General features: G+C 68.8%; 14 protein-coding genes, 1 tRNA gene and 3 pseudogenes. 9 read left to right on the top strand and 9 right to left on the bottom strand.

Annotated features, from left to right (window positions below; genetic code table 11):
* Position 1 precedes the first annotated feature (1 nt).
* The 4 genes from OHB41_RS20875 to OHB41_RS20860 all read left to right on the top strand — a co-directional run bounded on the left by OHB41_RS20875 (position 2) and on the right by OHB41_RS20860 (position 1,769).
* A complete protein-coding gene (locus OHB41_RS20875) occupies positions 2-229 on the top strand; it encodes a holin (RefSeq protein WP_266699738.1) in 228 nt (75 codons plus the stop codon).
* Entirely contained in the window at positions 229-666 is a 438-nt protein-coding gene (locus OHB41_RS20870; RefSeq protein WP_266699737.1) for a hypothetical protein, read from the top strand. The genes OHB41_RS20875 and OHB41_RS20870 overlap by 1 nt, the downstream gene beginning before the upstream one ends.
* Positions 653-1,039, top strand: coding sequence for a hypothetical protein (locus OHB41_RS20865; RefSeq protein WP_266699736.1), 387 nt, complete (start codon positions 653-655; stop codon positions 1,037-1,039). The genes OHB41_RS20870 and OHB41_RS20865 overlap by 14 nt, the downstream gene beginning before the upstream one ends.
* Before the next feature lie 67 nt (positions 1,040-1,106).
* Positions 1,107-1,769 (top strand): HAD family hydrolase, encoded by a 663-nt coding sequence (locus tag OHB41_RS20860; RefSeq protein ID WP_266699735.1) that lies wholly within the window; start codon positions 1,107-1,109, stop codon positions 1,767-1,769.
* Here the strand turns inward: OHB41_RS20860 and OHB41_RS20855 are convergent.
* Positions 1,750-2,967 (bottom strand): helix-turn-helix domain-containing protein, encoded by a 1,218-nt coding sequence (locus tag OHB41_RS20855; protein ID WP_266699734.1) that lies wholly within the window; start codon positions 2,965-2,967, stop codon positions 1,750-1,752. The two genes, OHB41_RS20860 and OHB41_RS20855, sit on opposite strands and share 20 nt — an antisense overlap.
* A gap of 188 nt (positions 2,968-3,155) precedes the next feature.
* Here OHB41_RS20855 and OHB41_RS20850 point away from each other — a divergent pair, with 188 nt between their 5' ends.
* Positions 3,156-3,554 (top strand): hypothetical protein, encoded by a 399-nt coding sequence (locus OHB41_RS20850; RefSeq protein ID WP_266699733.1) that lies wholly within the window; start codon positions 3,156-3,158, stop codon positions 3,552-3,554.
* 356 nt (positions 3,555-3,910) lie between these two features.
* Here OHB41_RS20850 and OHB41_RS20845 read toward each other — a convergent pair whose 3' ends face one another.
* The 4 genes and pseudogenes from OHB41_RS20845 to OHB41_RS52655 all read right to left on the bottom strand — a co-directional run.
* A complete protein-coding gene (locus OHB41_RS20845; protein ID WP_266699732.1) occupies positions 3,911-4,147 on the bottom strand; it encodes a helix-turn-helix domain-containing protein in 237 nt (78 codons plus the stop codon).
* Positions 4,148-4,696: 549 nt separating this feature from the next.
* Positions 4,697-4,769, bottom strand: a tRNA-Arg gene (locus OHB41_RS20840).
* A gap of 159 nt (positions 4,770-4,928) precedes the next feature.
* Entirely contained in the window at positions 4,929-5,699 is a 771-nt protein-coding gene (locus tag OHB41_RS20835) for a hypothetical protein (protein ID WP_266699731.1), read from the bottom strand.
* Positions 5,700-6,336: 637 nt separating this feature from the next.
* Positions 6,337-6,558, bottom strand: a pseudogene (locus OHB41_RS52655) (hypothetical protein); the annotation flags it as partial.
* Positions 6,559-6,787: 229 nt separating this feature from the next.
* Here OHB41_RS52655 and OHB41_RS20830 point away from each other — a divergent pair.
* A pseudogene (locus tag OHB41_RS20830) lies at positions 6,788-6,886 on the top strand (hydroxymethylbilane synthase); the annotation flags it as partial.
* On the opposite strand, the pseudogene OHB41_RS52340 reads toward OHB41_RS20830, so the two are convergent.
* Positions 6,872-6,985, bottom strand: a pseudogene (locus tag OHB41_RS52340) (IS5/IS1182 family transposase); the annotation flags it as partial. The pseudogenes OHB41_RS20830 and OHB41_RS52340 sit on opposite strands and share 15 nt — an antisense overlap.
* 596 nt (positions 6,986-7,581) lie before the next feature.
* Between OHB41_RS52340 and OHB41_RS20825 the strand changes: the two are divergent.
* The 3 genes from OHB41_RS20825 to OHB41_RS20815 all read left to right on the top strand — a co-directional run bounded on the left by OHB41_RS20825 (position 7,582) and on the right by OHB41_RS20815 (position 13,486).
* A complete protein-coding gene (locus OHB41_RS20825; protein ID WP_526024943.1) occupies positions 7,582-12,504 on the top strand; it encodes an RICIN domain-containing protein in 4,923 nt (1,640 codons plus the stop codon).
* Positions 12,447-13,007, top strand: coding sequence for an Imm1 family immunity protein (locus OHB41_RS20820; protein ID WP_323138387.1), 561 nt, complete (start codon positions 12,447-12,449; stop codon positions 13,005-13,007). Before OHB41_RS20825 ends, OHB41_RS20820 begins: the two co-directional genes overlap by 58 nt.
* Before the next feature lie 185 nt (positions 13,008-13,192).
* Positions 13,193-13,486 (top strand): hypothetical protein, encoded by a 294-nt coding sequence (locus OHB41_RS20815; protein WP_266699730.1) that lies wholly within the window; start codon positions 13,193-13,195, stop codon positions 13,484-13,486.
* Between the two features lie 465 nt (positions 13,487-13,951).
* Here the strand turns inward: OHB41_RS20815 and OHB41_RS20810 are convergent, their stop codons facing one another.
* The 3 genes from OHB41_RS20810 to OHB41_RS20800 form a co-directional block, all read right to left on the bottom strand.
* On the bottom strand, positions 13,952-14,389 hold the full coding sequence (locus OHB41_RS20810) for a hypothetical protein (protein WP_266699729.1): 438 nt from the start codon (positions 14,387-14,389) through the stop codon (positions 13,952-13,954).
* A 226-nt stretch (positions 14,390-14,615) separates the two neighbouring features.
* Entirely contained in the window at positions 14,616-16,655 is a 2,040-nt protein-coding gene (locus tag OHB41_RS20805; protein ID WP_266699728.1) for an IclR family transcriptional regulator domain-containing protein, read from the bottom strand.
* A 204-nt stretch (positions 16,656-16,859) separates the two neighbouring features.
* Positions 16,860-18,134, bottom strand: a complete 1,275-nt coding sequence (locus OHB41_RS20800; RefSeq protein ID WP_266699727.1) for a M6 family metalloprotease domain-containing protein — start codon at positions 18,132-18,134, stop codon at positions 16,860-16,862.
* Positions 18,135-18,197 lie beyond the last annotated feature (63 nt).

Below are 18,197 nucleotides of genomic sequence, written 5' to 3'. Positions count from 1 at the left end.
AATGGCATCTCCCTCTGCTCCGGTTGAGACGAAGGTGAAGGCGGGCTCAGTCCTCGCCTACTTGGCCAGCCTCGCGGGCCTGGCCGTCCTTGGCGGCGTCAGCAACGATCCGTCGCTGATCTCCGGCATGCCTGACGCGCTGGAGCCCTTCGTCCTGGCGCTCATTCCGGCGGCTGCCTCGTGGGTCGCCGGATGGGTGGCGCCGCACACTCCCCGCTCGGACGTCTGATGGGGGCCGCGTCGGCTCGGGCGTGGGGGCGGCTGGGCTGGCGCGGCCTCGCCCTCGCCACCACCGGAATCGCCTGGATCAGCTACGGCGCCTCGATCACCGTCCAACCGCGGTACGGGACGGTCCGGGGGATCAGCGTCCTCCTGGACCTGATGTGCATGGCCGCCTGGGGGTGGCTGTGGATCGGGGCCGGCGTCCTGGCGCTCGGGTTCTCTGTGGCCCGGGCGGGGCGGGACCTGGTCGGGGTGTTCGCGGCAATGGGGCCGCCCCTGCTGTGGGCCCTGGCGTACGCGCTCGGCGGCGCGGTGGGGACGTCGCCGACCGCGTGGGGCTCGGTCGCTCCGTGGGCGTCGCACGCGCTCATCATCGCCATCGTGGCGTACGTGACCCGGCCACGGCTGATCGTCCCGAGGATGGTGACGCGTGGAGGCGAGTAGCTGGCTGGGGCTCCTGGCGGTCGTGGTGTCGACGCTCGGCTCGCTCGGCGGGGCGTGGCTGGGCCGGACCCGTACGACGGTGCAGGAGATCCCGGCGGATGGTCTGCCCCAGGCGCCACCGCAGCCCGAGGGCACGTGGACCGTCAGCCCGGAGATGTACCACTGGTTCCAGCAACAGATGGCCGATCTGTACGGGCGGATGCGAGCCCTCGAAGAGGCCGAGCGCGAATCACGGTCGCGGGCCGATCGGACCGAACGGCTCCTCGGCCTGGCCCTCGACCACATCAGCAAGCAGGACGACCGGCTGCGAGCCGCAGGGATGCCCCTGGTCCCGATGGCCCCCGAACTGGTCGCAGCTCGCGACTCCCGCTGAACGATTCCGGCCCCCTCCGCCTGCGGGCGGTGGGGGCCGCTTTGTCGTGTACGGATACGCTGCGGCCATGATTCGTGCGGTGGTGTTCGACGTCGGTGAGTGCCTGGTGGACGAGACCCGGGAGTACGGCACATGGGCCGATTGGCTCCGTGTCCCTCGGCACACTTTCCACTCGATGTTCGGAGCCGTCATCGCCCAAGGACGGGACTACCGCGAGGTGTTCCAGGAATTCCAGCCGGGCTTCGACCTCTACGAGCAGCGCGAGGCGCGCGCGGCCGCGGGCCAGCCCGAGACGTTCGGCGAGGAGGACCTGTACGCGGACGTTCGGCCGGCGCTCACGCAGTTGCGTGCGGATGGCCTGTGGCTGGGCATCGCGGGCAACCAGACGATCCGCGCGGGAACGATCCTCCGGGGGCTGTTCAGCAATGACGTCGACCTGATCGGTACCTCGGACGACTGGGGGGCGAGCAAGCCGGACATCGCCTTCTTCGACCGGGTCGCGGAGGTCGTCCCGTTCGAGGTCGAGGAGATTCTGTACGTCGGGGACCGGGTGGACAACGACCTGCGGCCGGCCGTCGCAGCTGGGATGCCGACCGCCCTGGTGCGCCGCGGCCCGTGGGCGACGATCCAGTGGCACGGCCAGGAGGCCAAGGAGCTCCCCACCTTCCGGGTGGAGAGCCTCCTCGAACTGTCCGGGCTGATCGCCCACTTCAACGGCTCAGTGCGCTGACGGTCGTCGACCACCCGTAGAGCCGCTCGTCGAGATCGCGGACGCACCGCTCGTGCTGGTGCGGGGCGAGGGCGCGCCGTACTTCCCGGACCCGGTCCATGCCCATGGCGTACCAGGTGCGTTCCAGCTGGTCGAGTGCTCGGACCGCGTACTCGCACGCGGCCTCCGGCTGTCCGGCGGCGGCCTCGACGGCGGCGAGGTCGCCGAGGACGACGGTCATCTGCTTGTCGGCACCCGGGCCGAGGTCGTCGAGGACTTCGAGGAGCGTGGTGCGGGCCTGCGGCAGGTGTCCGGCCTTGAGCTGGGTGTTGCCCTTGAAGGCGGCCAGGCGGACCCCGCTGAACCAGTCGAGCCACTCCGGGGACGAGTGCTCGATGCCGCCTGCGAGGACGGTTTCGGCGTGGCCGATCAGGTGCAGCGCGGTTCGTGTGTTCCCGCAGCGGGTCTCGCACTCGGCCTCCACTGCGTCCAGCCACGCGAGGAGCTCCGCCGATGCCGGGCCGCGGCGGGCGTAGGTCCGCGCGGCGACCATCCGCTCGACAGCTGAGTCCCGGTCTCCGGCCCACGCGGGGATGAAGGCGGTGTGGGCGAGGATCGCCGCGCCGAGGAGCACATCGTCGGCCTCGCCAGCGGCCTGGAGGGCCCGGAGCAGGGTCTGGCCGGCGCGGTCTGGCTCGCGCATGTCGAAGAACTCGATGCGGCCGGCGAGGAGCCACGTCTCGGCGAGTGCGGCCGCGACGGCAGCTCGGGTCTGGCCTGCGGTCTCGGGCAGGAGTGCGCAGCCGAGGGTGGCGTGGGCGAGTGCGGATGGGTGCAGCGTGGCGGGGGCGACGGACCAGTAGAGGCGCCGGTGTGAGCGGGTCACGGCCTGGAAGTCGGCGGCGACGGAGGCGGGTTGCATGGCGGCGACGGCCTGCGCGGGAACGACGGCCAGGCCGACGGCGGCCGCGCCCACTGTGAGCATGGTTCGGCGGCCACGGTCGGGCACGATGCCATCCGGCGGGGTGAATCCGAGGTGTTCGAGCTCTTGGCCGAGGGCGCGTGTGAGAGCGTGTGCCGCGTCGCCTTGCGGCCATGGCGGGGTGTCGGATTCCCAGCGGCGGACTTGGCGGACGCCGACGCCGAGGGCGTCGGCGAGGTCCTGCTGTGACCGGTAGCCGGCCGCGATCCGGGCGGACTTGAGACGGTTGTTAGCCACGGCGGGTCTCCCTGCTTGTGCGTGCTACCAGTGTCCCGGTAGGCCCTCTCGTTGGCCAGCAGTGACTCTTACGGTGCATCAAAAGTCCTCTTCGGTGCGGGAGAAAGACCTCTAGAAGTCCTCGAATCCTGTAATTGCAAGGGCCACCCTTATATGCACCTGACCACCCGGTGCCGCAGGGAGCCAAGATGCCGACGACGCGCTTACACACATCCGCAGGCTGCACGCTCCAGGACGCCGGCGCGGACTGGGACGCGATCCGCGTGACCCGCAGCACCGGCCTGACGGTTATGGAAATCCTCGGCTCGCGCTGCGGCGCTGTCGTCGACGACCCGGTCACCACGAGTCTGTACTTCTTCGTGCGCGTTGGGACGGCTGAGGTGTGGGACGTCGACACCACCCGGCCGCTCGGCGAGGGCAGCACGGTGGCAATCCCGCCGACCCGTCGCACGGAGGGCCCGGGCCCGCACTGGCGGATGTGCCCGGGCGAGGACAGGTGGCTCACCGACGCCGACGCGCTGAAGGCCGCGCTTGAGGACGGCCTGGCGAGCCCGCGGCCACGGCTGGGAGCGGAGCACTTCGGATGACGCGTTCAGCCATGGGCCTCCGAGTCATACAGCCTGTCGCTGACCCGGAGTACCAAGCTCTCCTGAGCCACTGCACGAGGTGCTTCTCCTGCCGGACCGTCACGGAACGGGAGTGTCCCAGGGCTGGAGCTCTCCGCCGGGCGTGGAATGCCGCACGCCGCAGGGCTACTGCCGGTGGAAGTTCCCGGTGAAGTTCTGCGGGCGCTGCGATAGGCCGATTCGTCCGGGCCAGCCGTACACGGAGCACCCCATCGACTCGCCGTCGGTTGGCGGTGACGTCGTGTACCTGCATGTGGGCGGGTGCCGGCCGGTGCCGATCCAGAGGACGCAGGAGTACGTCGGTCGTTGAGGGGCGGTCAGCTGACGAGGTCGGCGAGCGAGCAGCCGATGGCGTCGGAGATGCGGATCAGGGTGTCCAGTAGGGGAGATGAGTGCCCCATTTCGATGCGGCTGTAGGTGGCCACGTCGATCCCGGACCGTGAACAGACGTCGAGCTGGGTCAGGTTGTGGTGCTCGCGGACCCGGCGGATCTGTACGCCCACGGCACGGCGGCGGGCGAGGACCCGGTCATCGGGCTGGGAGGGACGAGACACTCGTCCACACTCCAGAGCCCAAGATCGAAAAGGATTAGGGTCGACCCTAAATTGAGTGATCTTGCTACTTGCTGGGCATGACGTGTTGACACCAGTGCTGTGCTCGTCAAGTACTCCCGGCATTTGCCGCTCCGTGACCGTCCGATGCAGGTCGCGGGGCCCTCTGGTGTGAGCGAAAAATCGCACGCATGTTCACACGAATGGGTGACTGACTTTAAGGCTCAACAACTGCAAGATGCATACACGCAGGTAAGGGATTCTTACCCGCAAACGTGTCAGGTCGTCAGACTTGGTGCCCCCCTCCTCGGGCGCCCTGGCACCTAGGGCGGTCTCTGCGCTCCGGTCGACGCCCGGCGCAGGGGCCGCCTGTCGCGTCTCCCGCCGTCCCACCTGCGGAAACCCCTTGATCATTTAGGGGGGATTTAGGGGTTGAGCTCCGGCAGTGAGGGTGTATCGAGAGTGCTCAGAGCGGTAGCCAGAGTGCACACAACTGCGGCCCAGGACCGGAGACTTGCTCCGTGACCTGGGCCGCAGCCGCTACTTCCCTTGTGCCCCCGGCAGGATTCGAACCTGCGACACCCGCTTTAGGAGAGCGGTGCTCTATCCCCTGAGCTACGAAGGCGGGGATCTGTCGGAAAACGTGTCTGAAAGTCTACCGAGATTGGCGGACCGCTCAGGCTTGCTTGGCGACAGGTCGTGGTGGCAGCCGTGAGGGCGTAGCCACCGCGGTCAGTGTAGCGGGTGGTATCTGATCCAAGGGCGGAGAGACGTGCGCAATGGCTCAGGCGGCGAGCGCGTGGGTGATCTTGGCTCGGGCGACGGAGTTGCTCAGCCAGGCGTAGCCGATGTAGATCAGCAGGGCCGCGTCGGCCCCGTAGGCAGGGACTCTCTTGTGGGGGTAGCTCTGGTCGAAGCGGGAGTGCTGGGACTCGCTGTCCTGGCGGAAGCCCTTGAGGCGGCGGCCGGCATGGGTGTCCGGCGGTATCTGCCTCAGGTGCTCGGTGCGGTTGAAGCGCTGCCGCTTGGTCGAGGGGTCGATCTCCCGGTCCTCCGGGGTTTCGTCGACTCGGATGCGCAGGGTGTGGTTCTTCACCCGACAGGGGATGGTCAGCCGGTGGTAGAAGCGGGTCCGCTTCGACTCGCGGCGCTCAAGTTCTTCCACGGGAAGCGGCGTGTAGTGAGTGGTGCCGTCGTCGGTGATCAGACGTTTGCAGACGCGGCCCTCGGCGACGTAGAGGTCGTGGCGGCAGGGACCGTCCTCGAAACGTTGGAGGGACTCGGGTGCGAGTCCGCCGTGCTGGGTGGTGAAGACGACGAGGCCGTCCGCGATGAGGGGTGCACGGTGGGATCCGCGGAGGGCGGTGTCGTAGGTGATGGCGCGCAGGCCAGGGGCCCGGCCGAGGACGTACCGGGCGAGCTTGACGAAGGCGGTGCCTTCGTCGTCGCGGTGGGGGTCGCGCGTGGCCGACTTGTGGCGGATTGTTTGTGACAGGTCTCCCGCCGAGTCCCGGCCCGTACCAACTGTCGCCTGCGAGCTCCTCCCCGAACGCATCACGCTGCTCGGCAGTCGTCAGGGTGTCCTCGGCGAGTGCCCACTGGAGCAGCATGGTGCCGCGACGCAGAAGGCGCTCACTGCCAGCAGGTTGATCCGTCTTCGCGAACTCCGCCATGACCGCCATGACGCATTCCTGCGCGGCCAGGCCACGCGGCAACTTCGCTGCCTGATCTGTCGCGGAGCTGTCCGCCGAGGTCGTCACCAAACCCACAAGGAGGGGCGTGATGGCGTTGGATGACGGAGCACCCTGCTTGCGTAATTCCGACGAAGGGTCAGGCACCGGGTTGTTCGCGCGACGCTGGCCCTTAGTCGCGGTGGCCAGGAACTCAACGGCCGCGCCGAGAACCTTTTCCGACACACCTCGCGTTGTGTATTCGGTGTCGTCGAACGGCCACGACTGCAGAGCCACACCAAGAGCGTGGGCTGCGACATGCTCGTACGCGGTCAGTTCCGACGCTCCCGCTACGACGGCTTCGCGCAGGGCCTGCTGTCGGCCCCTCGCCCGCTTGGTGGCAGGTATAGCCAACGCCTCCAAGGCCTCCCGCGCCGGTAGGGCCCTTTCCTCGGCGAACGGATCAACAGGCTGTTCGAGGAGTCTCATAGGTCCTCCCGGCTTGGTCTCCGCCACCCGCGGGTCTGCGAGCAGCCGTCCTCGCATGCGGTCCCACCAGGTGTTGTTGTGTTCGCTTGCCAGCCCAAGTTCCCGCGTCCGGCGCTGTAGTTGCTTGATGGTCGCCTCCCCGTCCATCTCCCCAAGGAGCGCCACCAGGACGGACACTGGCGACTGCGCGAACTCCTTTCGCAGTGCCGTGGCGTCCCTCAGTGAGCGGTAGCGCAGCGATCCGAGCGGTACCACGGTGATGTTGGAAGGCACGGGCAACGGAATTCGGGTGAGCTGTCCTTCCGGCCACTGGACGACCGCACTGTCGTCTTCTACCCGGCGGACCACGCCGGTGCAGTCATCACCCTTACCGTTGCCTTGACGGCGTATGACCAGGTATCCGCTCTCCACAGCGGCACACTATCGGTCTGGCGCCGAAGCGGGCAGTGCGAACGAGATCCATTATTTGCCACTCGGTGCTGAACTGCGCGCCTGCGTGTTCAGCCCGGACGAAAAGACCGTTCTGAACGCTCACGAATGGGCCGGGCGACTCAGTCCGTCAGACCTCGGTGCCGAGGTGAGCGCCGTCTGTGATCACCGGCGTGCCTGCTGCCACGGCCGGCAGGTCCGACTCGCGCCAGACATGTGCGTCCGCCTTGTTGCCTGGTGCCGGCCGGGCGGAGTGGGGCGAGCAGGCTGCCGATCTCCTCGTCGGTGAGGGTGCCTGCTCGCCGCGGATGCTGCCGTGCTCACCACCCCGGCGCCGGAACTTGCCTCGCCTGACAGTCGCAGCCGACGGGGCGCGGTTGCGCCCCACGCAGGCCACTTGGGCGGAGTCGAAAACCGGCCATACTTTGCCGGACGAACACGGACCGCACTCCACCTCTTGGACACAGGAAGCACACAGAAAATCCATGCGCCGCCGGGCCACCGGGACCTCGACCACGGACCGTTGGACGGCAGAAGGTTTCACGCCAGCGCCCTCACGGGAGTATCGAACCTCTGTACGGACCCGTGTATGCCTGCATAGGGTGACGCCGCGCATGACGCGAAACCTGACCAGTTCCGCGTTCGCGCACGTCATTTCAGCGACCGGGGGAACACTGTCGCTCACGGGGATAGGTTGCGTCGCCATGCCGCCTTAGCGGCTCGGCACATGTATCGATGCGGTTGGTCCAGCGTGCTCCTGAGCACCCCTCAGAAGCAGATCACCGCTCTCCGCTGTTCGGCCGTTCCTCGGGCTCGTACCCCCCAGTGAACGCAGAAAGGGATGCCTTCTTGCACCCCAGACCATGGTTCCGGCTGCCCGCAGCACGAAGATCGCGAAAGCTCACCTCCGCCGTCACCTCGGCAGCCGCGCTGGCCGTTCTGGCCGCTCTCGCGGTGCAGCCCGGCTCGATCAGGCCGAACACCGAGCCGGTGGCCGACTCCTACCCCTGGTACGACGACACCGCCGCCGAGCAACTGCGCCAGGACCAGTGCCTGATGGCCGACGTACTGCGCCTGGGCGGCCCGTCGATGGCCGCGGCCGCGCAGGACGGCCTCAACCAGACGCCGGACAAGCTCCACGTCCTGGCCGACCGCAAGAACTGGGAACGGACACCGCTCGCCGTCGCGTACACCAACGACCGCGACGCGGCGGGCAAGGAGATGGACGCCCTTTCCGCTCAGCAGGATGCCTGGCAGAAGCCTCTGGAGGGTCTTGCGACGCCCGGCGGATTCACCGACACCGACTTCCACTGGCCGCCCGACGGCGACAAGAGCTTCTACTCCCAGACCGGTCTGTCCGCCTGGGTCGCCGACCGGTTCTGGAAGACCGACTCCGACTTCTACGACGACGCCACCCCGAAGGCCGACGACAAGACCCTCAAGGCCGTCGACCAAGTGGGCAACCCCCTCTACGGGAAGGACCCCGATCCCACCGGGACGACGCCGACGGAGTGGAATCGCGCGCTCGCCGAGCGCAGTGCCTTTCAGTGGATGCATGGGGGCCCCGCGACGAACGCGGGCGCGGACGACGCCCGTCTCTTCCTGTCCTCCGGTGGCTTCCCGCACAGCGCGCCGCAGCCCGGCACGCCGGAGTACCGCATCGCCGTCGAGGATGTGAAGTCCCGTTTCGCCGCGTGTGGTTGGCGGGATCCGATCGACCCGGACAGCGTGCTGGGCGACATCACCTCCACGGCGGCCGGCGAGTGGCAGCAGGAGGTCACTTCACAGGCCGTGCAGCGCAACCAGATCCTGGGCGCGAACAAGGACGCGGTCAACGCCCTGTCCAAGGGTGCGAAGGCTCTGAGCGACATGCTGGGCCAGTCCTGGGACGCCGACCATCTCACCCGGTGGCAGGACTACTGGATGCCGGGCGGTCTGGGCTGGGTGGGCGACAGCCCCACCGTCATCGAGGTGCACGCCGCGCAGGACAAGTGCCTCGACGTCCAGGGCGGCAAGAAGGACAACGGCACGCCGGTCCAGGTCTATACCTGCAACGGCTCCGCGGCGCAGAAATGGGTGCTGTTGGGCAGCGAGGACAAGCTGCACCTGCAGAACGTCAATTCGCTCAAGTGCCTGGACGTGGCCGGGAACAACACGGCGAACGGCACGAACATCCAGATCTCGTCGTGCAAGGAATCCACGTCGCAGACCTGGGCGTCCGAACTGCGCGGCGCCACCAGCCTGAAGAGTGTCGGTACGGGCAAATGCCTGGACCTGCACACCTTCGACAACGGCAATGACGCCAAGCTCTACACCTGCAACGACAGCGCCGCGCAGCAGTTCGACATCAAGCCGTCCGGCCACAACGGCACCGGACAGCTTGACTACCCGGACAAGGCGCAGTTCACCAAGGCGACAGCCGGCATCGCCGCCGCGCAGGCCGCCGCGAAGAAGCAGCTCGCTGTCCTGAAGGCGCAGCTTGCCGCCGGGCAGAAGGCGGCGACCACCTCGGACACGGCGGTCCAGGCCGCCTACGGCGTCGCCGACGGAAACGGGGCGCCGCGTGGCCGTGGTCTGCTGGTCGGGCAGCAGAAGGACCAGGTCACGCAGGGTGCCGCCGCCGCCCTCGCGGCGTTGGAGAAGGCTGGTGAGACGGCCGAGGCGGCCACCCGCGCCTCCGCCGGCGACAGCGCGACCATCGCCCAGCGGGCGCTCGCGCAGGCTGCCCAGTCGAAGGCCGAGTTCCGCAAGAAGGCCGCCGAGACGGCCGAGCTGCAGGCCAAGGCCGCCGCCGACGCCGCGAAGGCGCACCGGGACGACGCCAAGAAGGACAAGGAGACCGCGGAGGCCAAGCTCACCGGCGCGCTGACGGCCGAGGGCGACGCCAAGGCGGCCGCCGCCGACGCGCACGCCAAGCGGCTCGCGGCGGAGGCCGAGGAGAAGACGGCCAGGGCGGAGAAGGAGAACGCCGCCGTCAAGCGGTCCGAGGCCTCCGAGCACCGCAAGAACGCCGAGTCCGAGGCGACGAAGGCGAAGGACGCCAAGGACAAGGCGGAAGCCTCCGAGAAGACCGCCGGGGACCGGCGCGACGACGCGGTCAAGGCGAAGGACCACGCCAAGTCCCTGCGCGACGACGCCTGGGACGCCGAGCAGAAGGCCGACGCCGCCCGCGCCAAGGCGGACGCCAAAGAGGCGTACGCCGACTCCCTGGACGCCGGTGACGCGGCGACCGCGGCCCGCGCCGCCGCCGACGAGGCCGACGGGCACGCCGACGACGCCGAAACGGCAGCGACCAACGCGCGTTCCGAGGCCGACGCCGCCACCCAGGCGGCGGCCGACGCGGACGCCGCGGCCACCCGCGCCGAGGCCGCCGCCAAACGCGCCCGCTCCGACTCCGACGCCGCCCAGGCCGACAAGCTGAAGGCCGACGCCGCCGTCAAGACCGCGACCAGCGCGGTCGCCGACGCCATCAAGGCCTCCCAGGACGCCTCCGCCCAGGCCAAGGCCGCGGTCAAGCTCGCCGACGAAGCCGAACAGCACGCCAAGGACGCCAAAACCCAGGCCAATGGTGCCAACGCAGAGGCCGCCAAGGCACTCGCAGCCGCGGCGAAGGCGGCTGGCTACGCCCACGTCACTGCCCAGGCCGCGGTCGACGCCGGTGCAGCCGCCAAACGGGTCGCCGACCCGGCCAACGACGCCGTCCAGCTCGGCTCCGCCTACGTCGACACCGATTCCGCCGCCGGCCTCGTCGTCCTGACCGGACAGGGCTCGAAGACGATCGCCGACCAGCAGCAGGCCGTCGCCGACGCCCACGCCAAGAACGCAGCCGCCGAGGCCCAGGCCGCCAAGAACCTCGCCGACCAGGCCAAGGGCGACGCCAAGGAGGCCTACCAACACGCTGCCAACGCCGCCGGATACGCGTCGGACGCCCGCACGTACGCGAAGGACGCCCTCGGCTACGCCGCCGACGCCGCCAAAGCCGCATCCGCCGCCGCGGCCTCACTGGCCCGCACCATCGACTACGACACCCAGGCCACCATCGACGCCGCGGCCGCCGACAAGGCCGCCAGCAATGCCGAGGGCTACGCCAAGGACGCCCGCGACAGCGCCGACGCAGCCGAACTCGACGCCACAGCCGCCCGCTCCGCCGCCACCCAGGCCGAACAGGACGCCAAGGACGCCCGAGCCGCCGCCACCCGCGCCGACACCGCCGCCACCGAAGCCGAACAGGCCGCCAAAGACGCCGACAAATACGCCAAGGAAGCCCAGGAAGCAGCCGACAGGACGGAAAGGGCGGAGACCAACAAGGAGGCGTCCAAGGGGTCCGGTACGGGCATTCCCGGTGTGTTCGCCGTCCCGGACGAGTCCACCGTCAAGATCGTCAGCTCCAAGCAGATCGGCACATGCCCGCCGATGCCGGAAGCAGCCTTCAGCGGCTGCGACGCTGCATACGACCTGGTCGTCACCTACGAGGCCGACTTCTACCTGTGCACCGACGACCAGGCCCAGGCCACCGCGGACGGATGCCCGAAATCGGCGTGGCAGTTCCTCCAGCGGGCGACGCTGAAGAACATCAAGATCGACGGCTGGACGCACAAGTTCACCGGCAAACAGATCGTCGAAGCCGGATGGCAGAGCCTCTTCGGTGATACGGCCGGATCGATCCTGTTCCACTTCTTCGCCGCAGACCTGATGGACTGCTGGCACGGCGACAAGTCCGCCTGTGCTTGGAGCATCGCCACATACGTCCCGGTCGAAGGCCTGCTTACCCCGATCGCGCGTGCCGTCAAGGCACTCAACACGGCTGCCAAAACCGGAGTCGGGTTCGAGGACGCCTGGAAGGCGCTACGCACCTACAACCTGTCCGATGAGGTCATCGCCGGTATTGCCGCAAAAGCCGTTGCGGCTCTTGCCAAGGTGTGCGAGCGCACCAACAGTTTTCCCGGCACCACACGAGTGCTGATGGCAGACGGCACCACGAAGCAGATCCAGGACGTCCGGGTCGACGATGCGGTCCTCGCCACCGATCCCGAAAGCGGCCGTACCGAAAGCCACAGCGTCACCCGCACCATCTACACGTCGGACGACACCGACTTTGCCGACATCACGATCAACGTCGGCAAGGCACGGATCACCGCCACCCAGCACCACCCCTTCTGGTCGCCCAGCGCCCACCGCTGGATCGACGCCGGTGACCTCAAGCCCGGCCAGACCCTGCGCACCAGCAACGGCGCGACCGTCATGGTGGCTCGCGTCCACCGCTACCATCAGCTCCATTCGGCCTACAACCTCACTGTTGAAAACCTCCACACGTACTATGTGCTAGCCGGGGCGACCCCAATCCTCGTGCACAACACGGCATGCGTTAATGTCGCGAAGGTGCTGGCGCAGCTTGCCGACAAGCGCGTGACGACCGGTCGAATTTTCGATTCATCGGGCGAAGAGGTTTTCAAGGAGATAGAAGCCGGAGGTGGCGGCGCTCTCGTTGATGCTACCGATGAGTATCTGAGAAAATACGGAACCGCCATCCATCCGAAGGCCAAATACTACCCGGCTGCGCAGCATGTTGAATCACAATATGCCATGTGGATGCGGCAAAATGGAGTAACCAATTCCACGGTGGTAATGAACAACGCCGAAGGTGTATGCGGAGGTCCATACGGGTGCCTGAGGGCAGTCAAAGTAATCCTGCCGGAAGGTTCAAGGATGACTGTATGGTACCCTGGCGCACTAAAGCCGGAAGTCATTATCGGAGAGGCCGCCGCACCGTGATTTTGAATGCAGTGATCCATGGTCGCTATCACTATGCGGAAAGCTGGCCGGAAAAGGTCAGGATAGTGGACGAGGTCATGGAGAACATGCGGTCAGAGCGCCGTGACCAGCCTTGGATCAGTCCAGGAGAGGTTGCAACGCTCATGTTCGCGGACAGGCGTCATTCAGAGTCCGTAGACGATTGGTGGCCTGACAACACTCTGCAGGTTGCAGTCAACTTGGAGAGCGGTTACGGCGGCCTCGTCTGGTTCGTAACCCAAGAGCGCGCAACGAAAGACGAAATTTCGGAGCACATTTGGGTTTCCGATAACCCGAATCCTCCAAACTTCGATCCGCGTGTTGTGTCCGACCCCGGGGTTCCGTTCTTCTTTGATCCCAGAAGTGCTCTGCCGATTGATCAAGTTCGGACCGCACTTGAAGAGTTCTGTCGACATGAAACCGGCGATCGACCCGAGTGTATTCGATGGGTTCACGGAGAAATGACTGGACAGAGGCATGAGTGATTCTCATCCTGTCGCGCTGTCCCGGGCGGAGCCGACCGCTGGTTGCCTGCCGGAATAATTTCGATAGGAGGCCATCGCCATCAATATCCACCATGTTAAATCATCCGATAACTGGATGGACCGTGTAAGTGTGGATTCGGCCCCGAACTCCGCTGGTGACGCTGTTGGTTATTTCGGGGTCTCGCGTGACGTCGGTTCCCAAGACCCAGTTGTGGTATTGGGAACCGACTGGACGCCCGCTCGCGGGGGCGGACGTCGAGGATGGCGTGGGCTGCCTCGATGCGGTCGTCGCCGAGATCGAGGCCACGCAGTTCCTGGAGGCCGAGGTGCGTGCGGCGCTCACCGACTGCGCGACCCACTGCACCCCGGAGGTGGCGTTCCGAGTGCTGCTGAGAGCGATGACATGCGCCCCTGATTACCCCACGCTGTCCCCCGAGCAGTACACGAGGCTGGAGGCCATCGGATCGGCTCTCCGGTAGGGCGAATTCGTTGTGGATTCCGTCAGGTACCTGATCGAACAGCAATAGCGGTAGGGGCGGCGTTTCTCTCCGGAAGCACATCGGAGGGGAACGCCGCCCTGGGACGTACTCGTCCACAACTGCCTGAACCTGGTGATGGACGAGAGGCACCATGCCGACCCTGAAGGGGGCAGCTGAAGCAACTCGGGGTGCTCGGGGCGAGGGCAGGCCTCAGGACAAGAGGGTGATCCGGGTGGGGAAGCCTGGAGTTTTTCGCTCGCGACGGGCGGTCCGCCGACCGGTCGGTACGCACAGGCTGGGGCGTTTTGAAAACCAGGGTGGGCCGTTTGGTGGCTCTGCGCGCTAAGGCGCTGACCTGGGCTTCAAGGGTTTTCGACACATCCCACGAAGGCGCGAAGGCGGGACGGATCTCAGGTCCGGCGACTAGCGTAGCGGATGCGGGCGGGCGGGGGTCGGGGCGTCCGGTCAGTGGGTGATTCGGGTTTCCAGGCCGTCCAGGACGCGGTCCAGGCCGTACCGGAAGTTCGTGTCGCGGGACGCGCGGGGGTCCTTGCTGCGTCGTTCGGCGTAGCCGTCGCGAAGGTGCGGGTAGGACTCGGCGGCCCGTTCGGCGGTGGGCCAGACGTTGTCGACCCGCCCGCGGCGATGGCGGCCATGACGGGGGCGATTCCCGACGAACACGCCGGAGTGGGCTCCGCGCTGAACGACACCGTCCAGCAGGCCGGCGCGGCCCTCGGAGTCGCCGTACTGGGTGCGGTCCTCTCCAGCACCTTCACCGGCCACATGCCCGCCGACGCCCCGGCCGAGGGCCGCCGTTTCCATCGGCGACGCCCTCTCCGTGGCGGGCCGCGCCGGCGACACCTCGCTGGTGGCCTCCGCCCACGACGCCTTCACCAGCGTCATGTCGGCGAGCTTCCTGGCCGGCGCCGGGGGAGTCGTGGTCGCGGCGGTCCTCGCCGTCTTCCTGATGCGGGACGTCAGGCCGGTCGCGGACGGTACCTCCTTGGTCGGCGCGCCACTTCCGAATAGACCGCCCGGCTCGCCGACGTCAACCGCTGACGCGAAACGGGACACGTGTACGCGTGTGTGTGGTCACGCATACGAGAGGGCGCCTCCGCCCCCCGCCTCCTCACGTTCTCGGGACCCGCCGGAACCGCCCCGCGACCCGCAGGTCCGCCTCGATGCTCCCCGCCGTGGCCAGCAGCTCAGGCAGCACCTCGTCGACACACTGCGCGGTCGTACGACGGCTGCTGTGCATCGCGACATTGACGGCGGCCGCCACCCGCCCGCCGCGCTCCCGCACCGGGACGGCGATCGAGCGGAGCCCCTGCTCCAACTCCTCGTCGACGAGGGCGTACCCCTCGTCCCGTACGCGGTCCAGCACCGCCTTCAGCCGGCCGGGGTCCGTGATCGTGCGCGGGGTCAGGGGGCGCAGCTCGGAGAGCGGGGGCTCGGGCAGGTCCGCGAGCATCACCCGGCCCAGCGAGGTCGCGTACGCGGGCAGGCGGGTGCCGACGGTGATGTGGACGCTCAGGATGCGGCTGGTGGTGATGCGGGCCGTGTACTGGATCTCGTCGCCGGTCAGCACCGCCAGGGACACCGACTCGCGCAGTCGCTCCGAGAGCCCGGTGAGGTGCGGGGCCGCGATCTCGGCGAGCGAGGTACGGGAGAGCGGCGGGAAGCCGAGGCCCAGCACGCGGGGGGTGAGCCGGAAGACGCGGGCGTGCGCGGTGACGTAGCCGAGGTGTTCCAGGGTGATCAGCGCGCGGCGGGCGGTCGCGCGGGCCAGCCCGGTGGCCCGCGCGACGTCGGTGAGGGTCAGTTCGGAGCGGCCCTCGCCGAAGGCGGTGATCACTGTCAGACCGCGGGCCAGCGACTCGATGAAGTCCCGGCCCAGCTCCTGCTTGGACGCGCCGGTCCAGACGGCGAGGCCGGAAGGGGCGGCGGGTGCGGCGGGCGCGGCGGGCGGGACCTCGCTCAGCTCCCGCTCCATCGCGGCGACGGCCGCCCGCAGCCGTGGCAGCAGGGTGTCGCGCAGATCGGCGGCGGTGTGCCGGCTGGTGTGGCTCACCACGCTCACCACACAGGCGATCCGGCCCGCCTCCCGGACGGGCATGGCGATGGCGACCAGGCCCGGTTCGATCAGCTGGTCGTCCAGCGCCCAACCGTGCTCCCGCGCCTCGGCCGTACGCCGCTCGAAGTCGTCGCCGAGTGTGGGGAGCAGACGTGTTTCCGGGAAGGGAGGCCGACCGGCGGCCGGAGGGACGATCCCGCCACCGCCCGTGGCGGGGGCGGCGGACAGACGGTCCTCAGGGCGGGGGGACAGGCGGTCGTCAGGGGTGGGAGACGGATGGTCGTCCGGGCCGGGGGACCGAGGGTCGTCCGGGGTGGCGGACCGGTCGGCGGGCGTCGCGCCGGAGGCGTTCCGTCCCTCGGAGCCCGCCTCGGAGCCCGTCTCGGAGCCGGCGTCGGTCTCGATCGGCCGGCTGCGTGCCGGGACGGCCGGAAAGCCGCGGTCCTCGGGATCCGCGGCACGCCGCTCCCGCCAGCGTGCCCATTCCCGCTCGCCCCACTCGGTGGCGAACAGTGGTCCCGGCGCGGTGCGTTCGGCGGGCAGCAGGTCACCGATGCGGAAACTCAGCGACATGGCGCGGCGACGGGTCGCCTGGTGGATGAAGCGGATGCCGTCCTGGTCGCCGACCGCGAGGGACACCGACTCGTCGAGCTCGTCGGCGAGGGCGTCGGCGTGCGCGTCGAGGAGGCGGGGCAGGCGCAGGGCGGCCAGATAGGCGTTGCCGAGTTCCATCAGGCGGGGTGCCAGTACGGCGTCCCGGCCGTCGAGACGTACGTACCCCCGGCGCGCCAGGGTCGCCGTGATGCGGTCGACGGTGGATCGCGCGAGCCCGGTGGACCGCTCCAGACCGCTGAGGCTGGACACCCCGTCGGCCTCAGTCAGCCGCCGCAGCACCGCGAGACCGCGGATCAGCGGGGCGACGGCCTCGACGGGCACGGCGGCCTCGGCCCCGGCCTCCGTCTCGGCCTCGGTCTCGGGCTCCGTCTCGTGCCCGCCCTCGGCCCCGTCCTCGGCTCCCGCCTGTCCGGTCCACTCGCTCCCGGTCCGGCCCCCGGCCCCGCCGCTGCCCGGGGCCGCCTCGACGTTCGCTGGCATGTGGTCTCCGTTGCGGCTCTCGGTGGAGGCTGTTCGGAAGTGATGCGGAAAGTGATGCGGAGGTGATGATGCGGAAGGGACCGTCGGGGCCCTCCGTGGGCAGAGGCCCGGAAGAGACACGGTAGTGCTTACCCGGTCGACTCAGCAGGTCGGCGGCGTCCGTGCGCACGGTCGGCGCGAGGCCGGCGCCGGGGGGCGAGGAGGTCAGCGCCGTGTCACGGACACCTGGTAGTCGCCCGCGGGATTCGCCCCCGTGACCGCGATCGTGACGCCGGTCGCGTGGTCCTTGAAGGACTCGCCGGGGGCGAAGGGCGCGTCGGACAGCTCCGCGTGGACGTTGGGGCTGCGTGTGCAGCCGCCGCTGTTCCGGTGGGAGTCGTAGACGGTGATGGGGCCGCTGCCGGTGTCGACCCCCGCGTCGACCTTGTAGACGAGGATGCCGGGGCGGCAGATCGCGGTGTCGTTGCCCCCGGGGGTGCGCAGTTCGAAGGCGAAGCCCGTCCGGGCGCCGGTGGGGACGAAGACGAGCTTGGCGCCGCCGGGCCGGGACAGCGGGGTGAGTGTGTACCGCGTGGTCCCGGGCCGAGCGGCGCAGCTGACCTGCGAGTCGTCGAGCCAGCCCAGTTTCCATTTGTGCCAGCCGAGCAGATCGTTGTCGGCGCCCCAGTCCTCGCTCATGATGTCCCAGTGGCCGACCGAGCCGCCGCCGTCCTGGGTGTAGAGGTCGGGCAGGCCGAAGGTGTGCCCGTTCTCGTGGGGGAGCACCCGGAAACCGGTGTCTGCGTAGGAGCCGGAGCCGTCGTCCTGGCGGCTGTAGACGAAGGACGCGTTGGAGACGGGGACACCGTCGGCGACCGGGGCCTCGGCGTTGCCGGCGAAGGTGACGGACAGGACGGTGTCCAGGGCGGAGGGCCCGGCGTTCGGCGTCACCAGCACGTTCAGAAGGTCGTACGAGTGGAAGTCCACCTCGGGGTCGGCCGCGGCCACGATGTCCTGGACCAGACCGCGGTACCCGGGGTCGAAGGGGGCGCCGCGCTCTATGCCGTACGCGCTGAACGGCTTGGGCATGCGCAGCCAGTGCCGTATCGGGGTCTCGGGGCGGTAGTCGAGGCGGCCGTAGGAACTGGTGCGGAACCAGTCCTGGGTCTGCGGGAAGAACTCGCCCAGCCGGTCGAGCGCGCTGCCCTGACCGGGTGCGTCGGAGAAGTCGACCATCACGGTGAGGGCCCGGACCGTGCCGGTGGAGCGGGCGTAGCCGGGCAGGGTGGGTATCCCTTCCCCCATCTGTACGCCTTTCGCGCCGCTGATCATGCAGGGACCGAGCGCCGTCGACCGGGCCAGCGCGATGGAGCCCGCCGCCGTGGAGCCCACCGTGAGGTGCCCGGTGCCGGCGGAGGTGCTGACCGCCAGCGTGAGGAGGGTCACCGAGGCCAGGGCGGCCAGGCGACGCCGGCGTATCCGGTGGCTGGTCGGCTGCATGCAGGGGTCCTTCGCTCACGGCAGCCGCCCGGTCACCGACTGCACCCTGTGCGATCACCCTGT

Origin of the sequence: Streptomyces sp. NBC_01571, from assembly GCF_026339875.1 — a bacterium.
Lineage (GTDB): Bacteria > Actinomycetota > Actinomycetes > Streptomycetales > Streptomycetaceae > Streptomyces.
Note: the sequence above shows the minus strand (reverse complement) of the source record. Positions and strands in the feature narration are given on the sequence as shown.

Bases quoted from the DNA above. Each gene is read 5' to 3' on its own strand.
- OHB41_RS20875 (WP_266699738.1), top strand. From the start codon at position 2: ATGGCATCTCCCTCTGCTCCGGTTGAGACGAAGGTGAAGGCGGGCTCA.
- OHB41_RS20860 (WP_266699735.1), top strand. From the start codon at position 1,107: ATGATTCGTGCGGTGGTGTTCGACGTCGGTGAGTGCCTGGTGGACGAG.
- OHB41_RS20870 (WP_266699737.1), top strand. From the start codon at position 229: ATGGGGGCCGCGTCGGCTCGGGCGTGGGGGCGGCTGGGCTGGCGCGGC.
- OHB41_RS20850 (WP_266699733.1), top strand. From the start codon at position 3,156: ATGCCGACGACGCGCTTACACACATCCGCAGGCTGCACGCTCCAGGAC.
- OHB41_RS20810 (WP_266699729.1), bottom strand. From the start codon at position 14,389: ATGACGCTGGTGAAGGCGTCGTGGGCGGAGGCCACCAGCGAGGTGTCG.
- OHB41_RS20835 (WP_266699731.1), bottom strand. From the start codon at position 5,699: ATGCGTTCGGGGAGGAGCTCGCAGGCGACAGTTGGTACGGGCCGGGAC.
- OHB41_RS20800 (WP_266699727.1), bottom strand. From the start codon at position 18,134: ATGCAGCCGACCAGCCACCGGATACGCCGGCGTCGCCTGGCCGCCCTG.
- OHB41_RS20805 (WP_266699728.1), bottom strand. From the start codon at position 16,655: ATGCCAGCGAACGTCGAGGCGGCCCCGGGCAGCGGCGGGGCCGGGGGC.
- OHB41_RS20820 (WP_323138387.1), top strand. From the start codon at position 12,447: ATGGTACCCTGGCGCACTAAAGCCGGAAGTCATTATCGGAGAGGCCGC.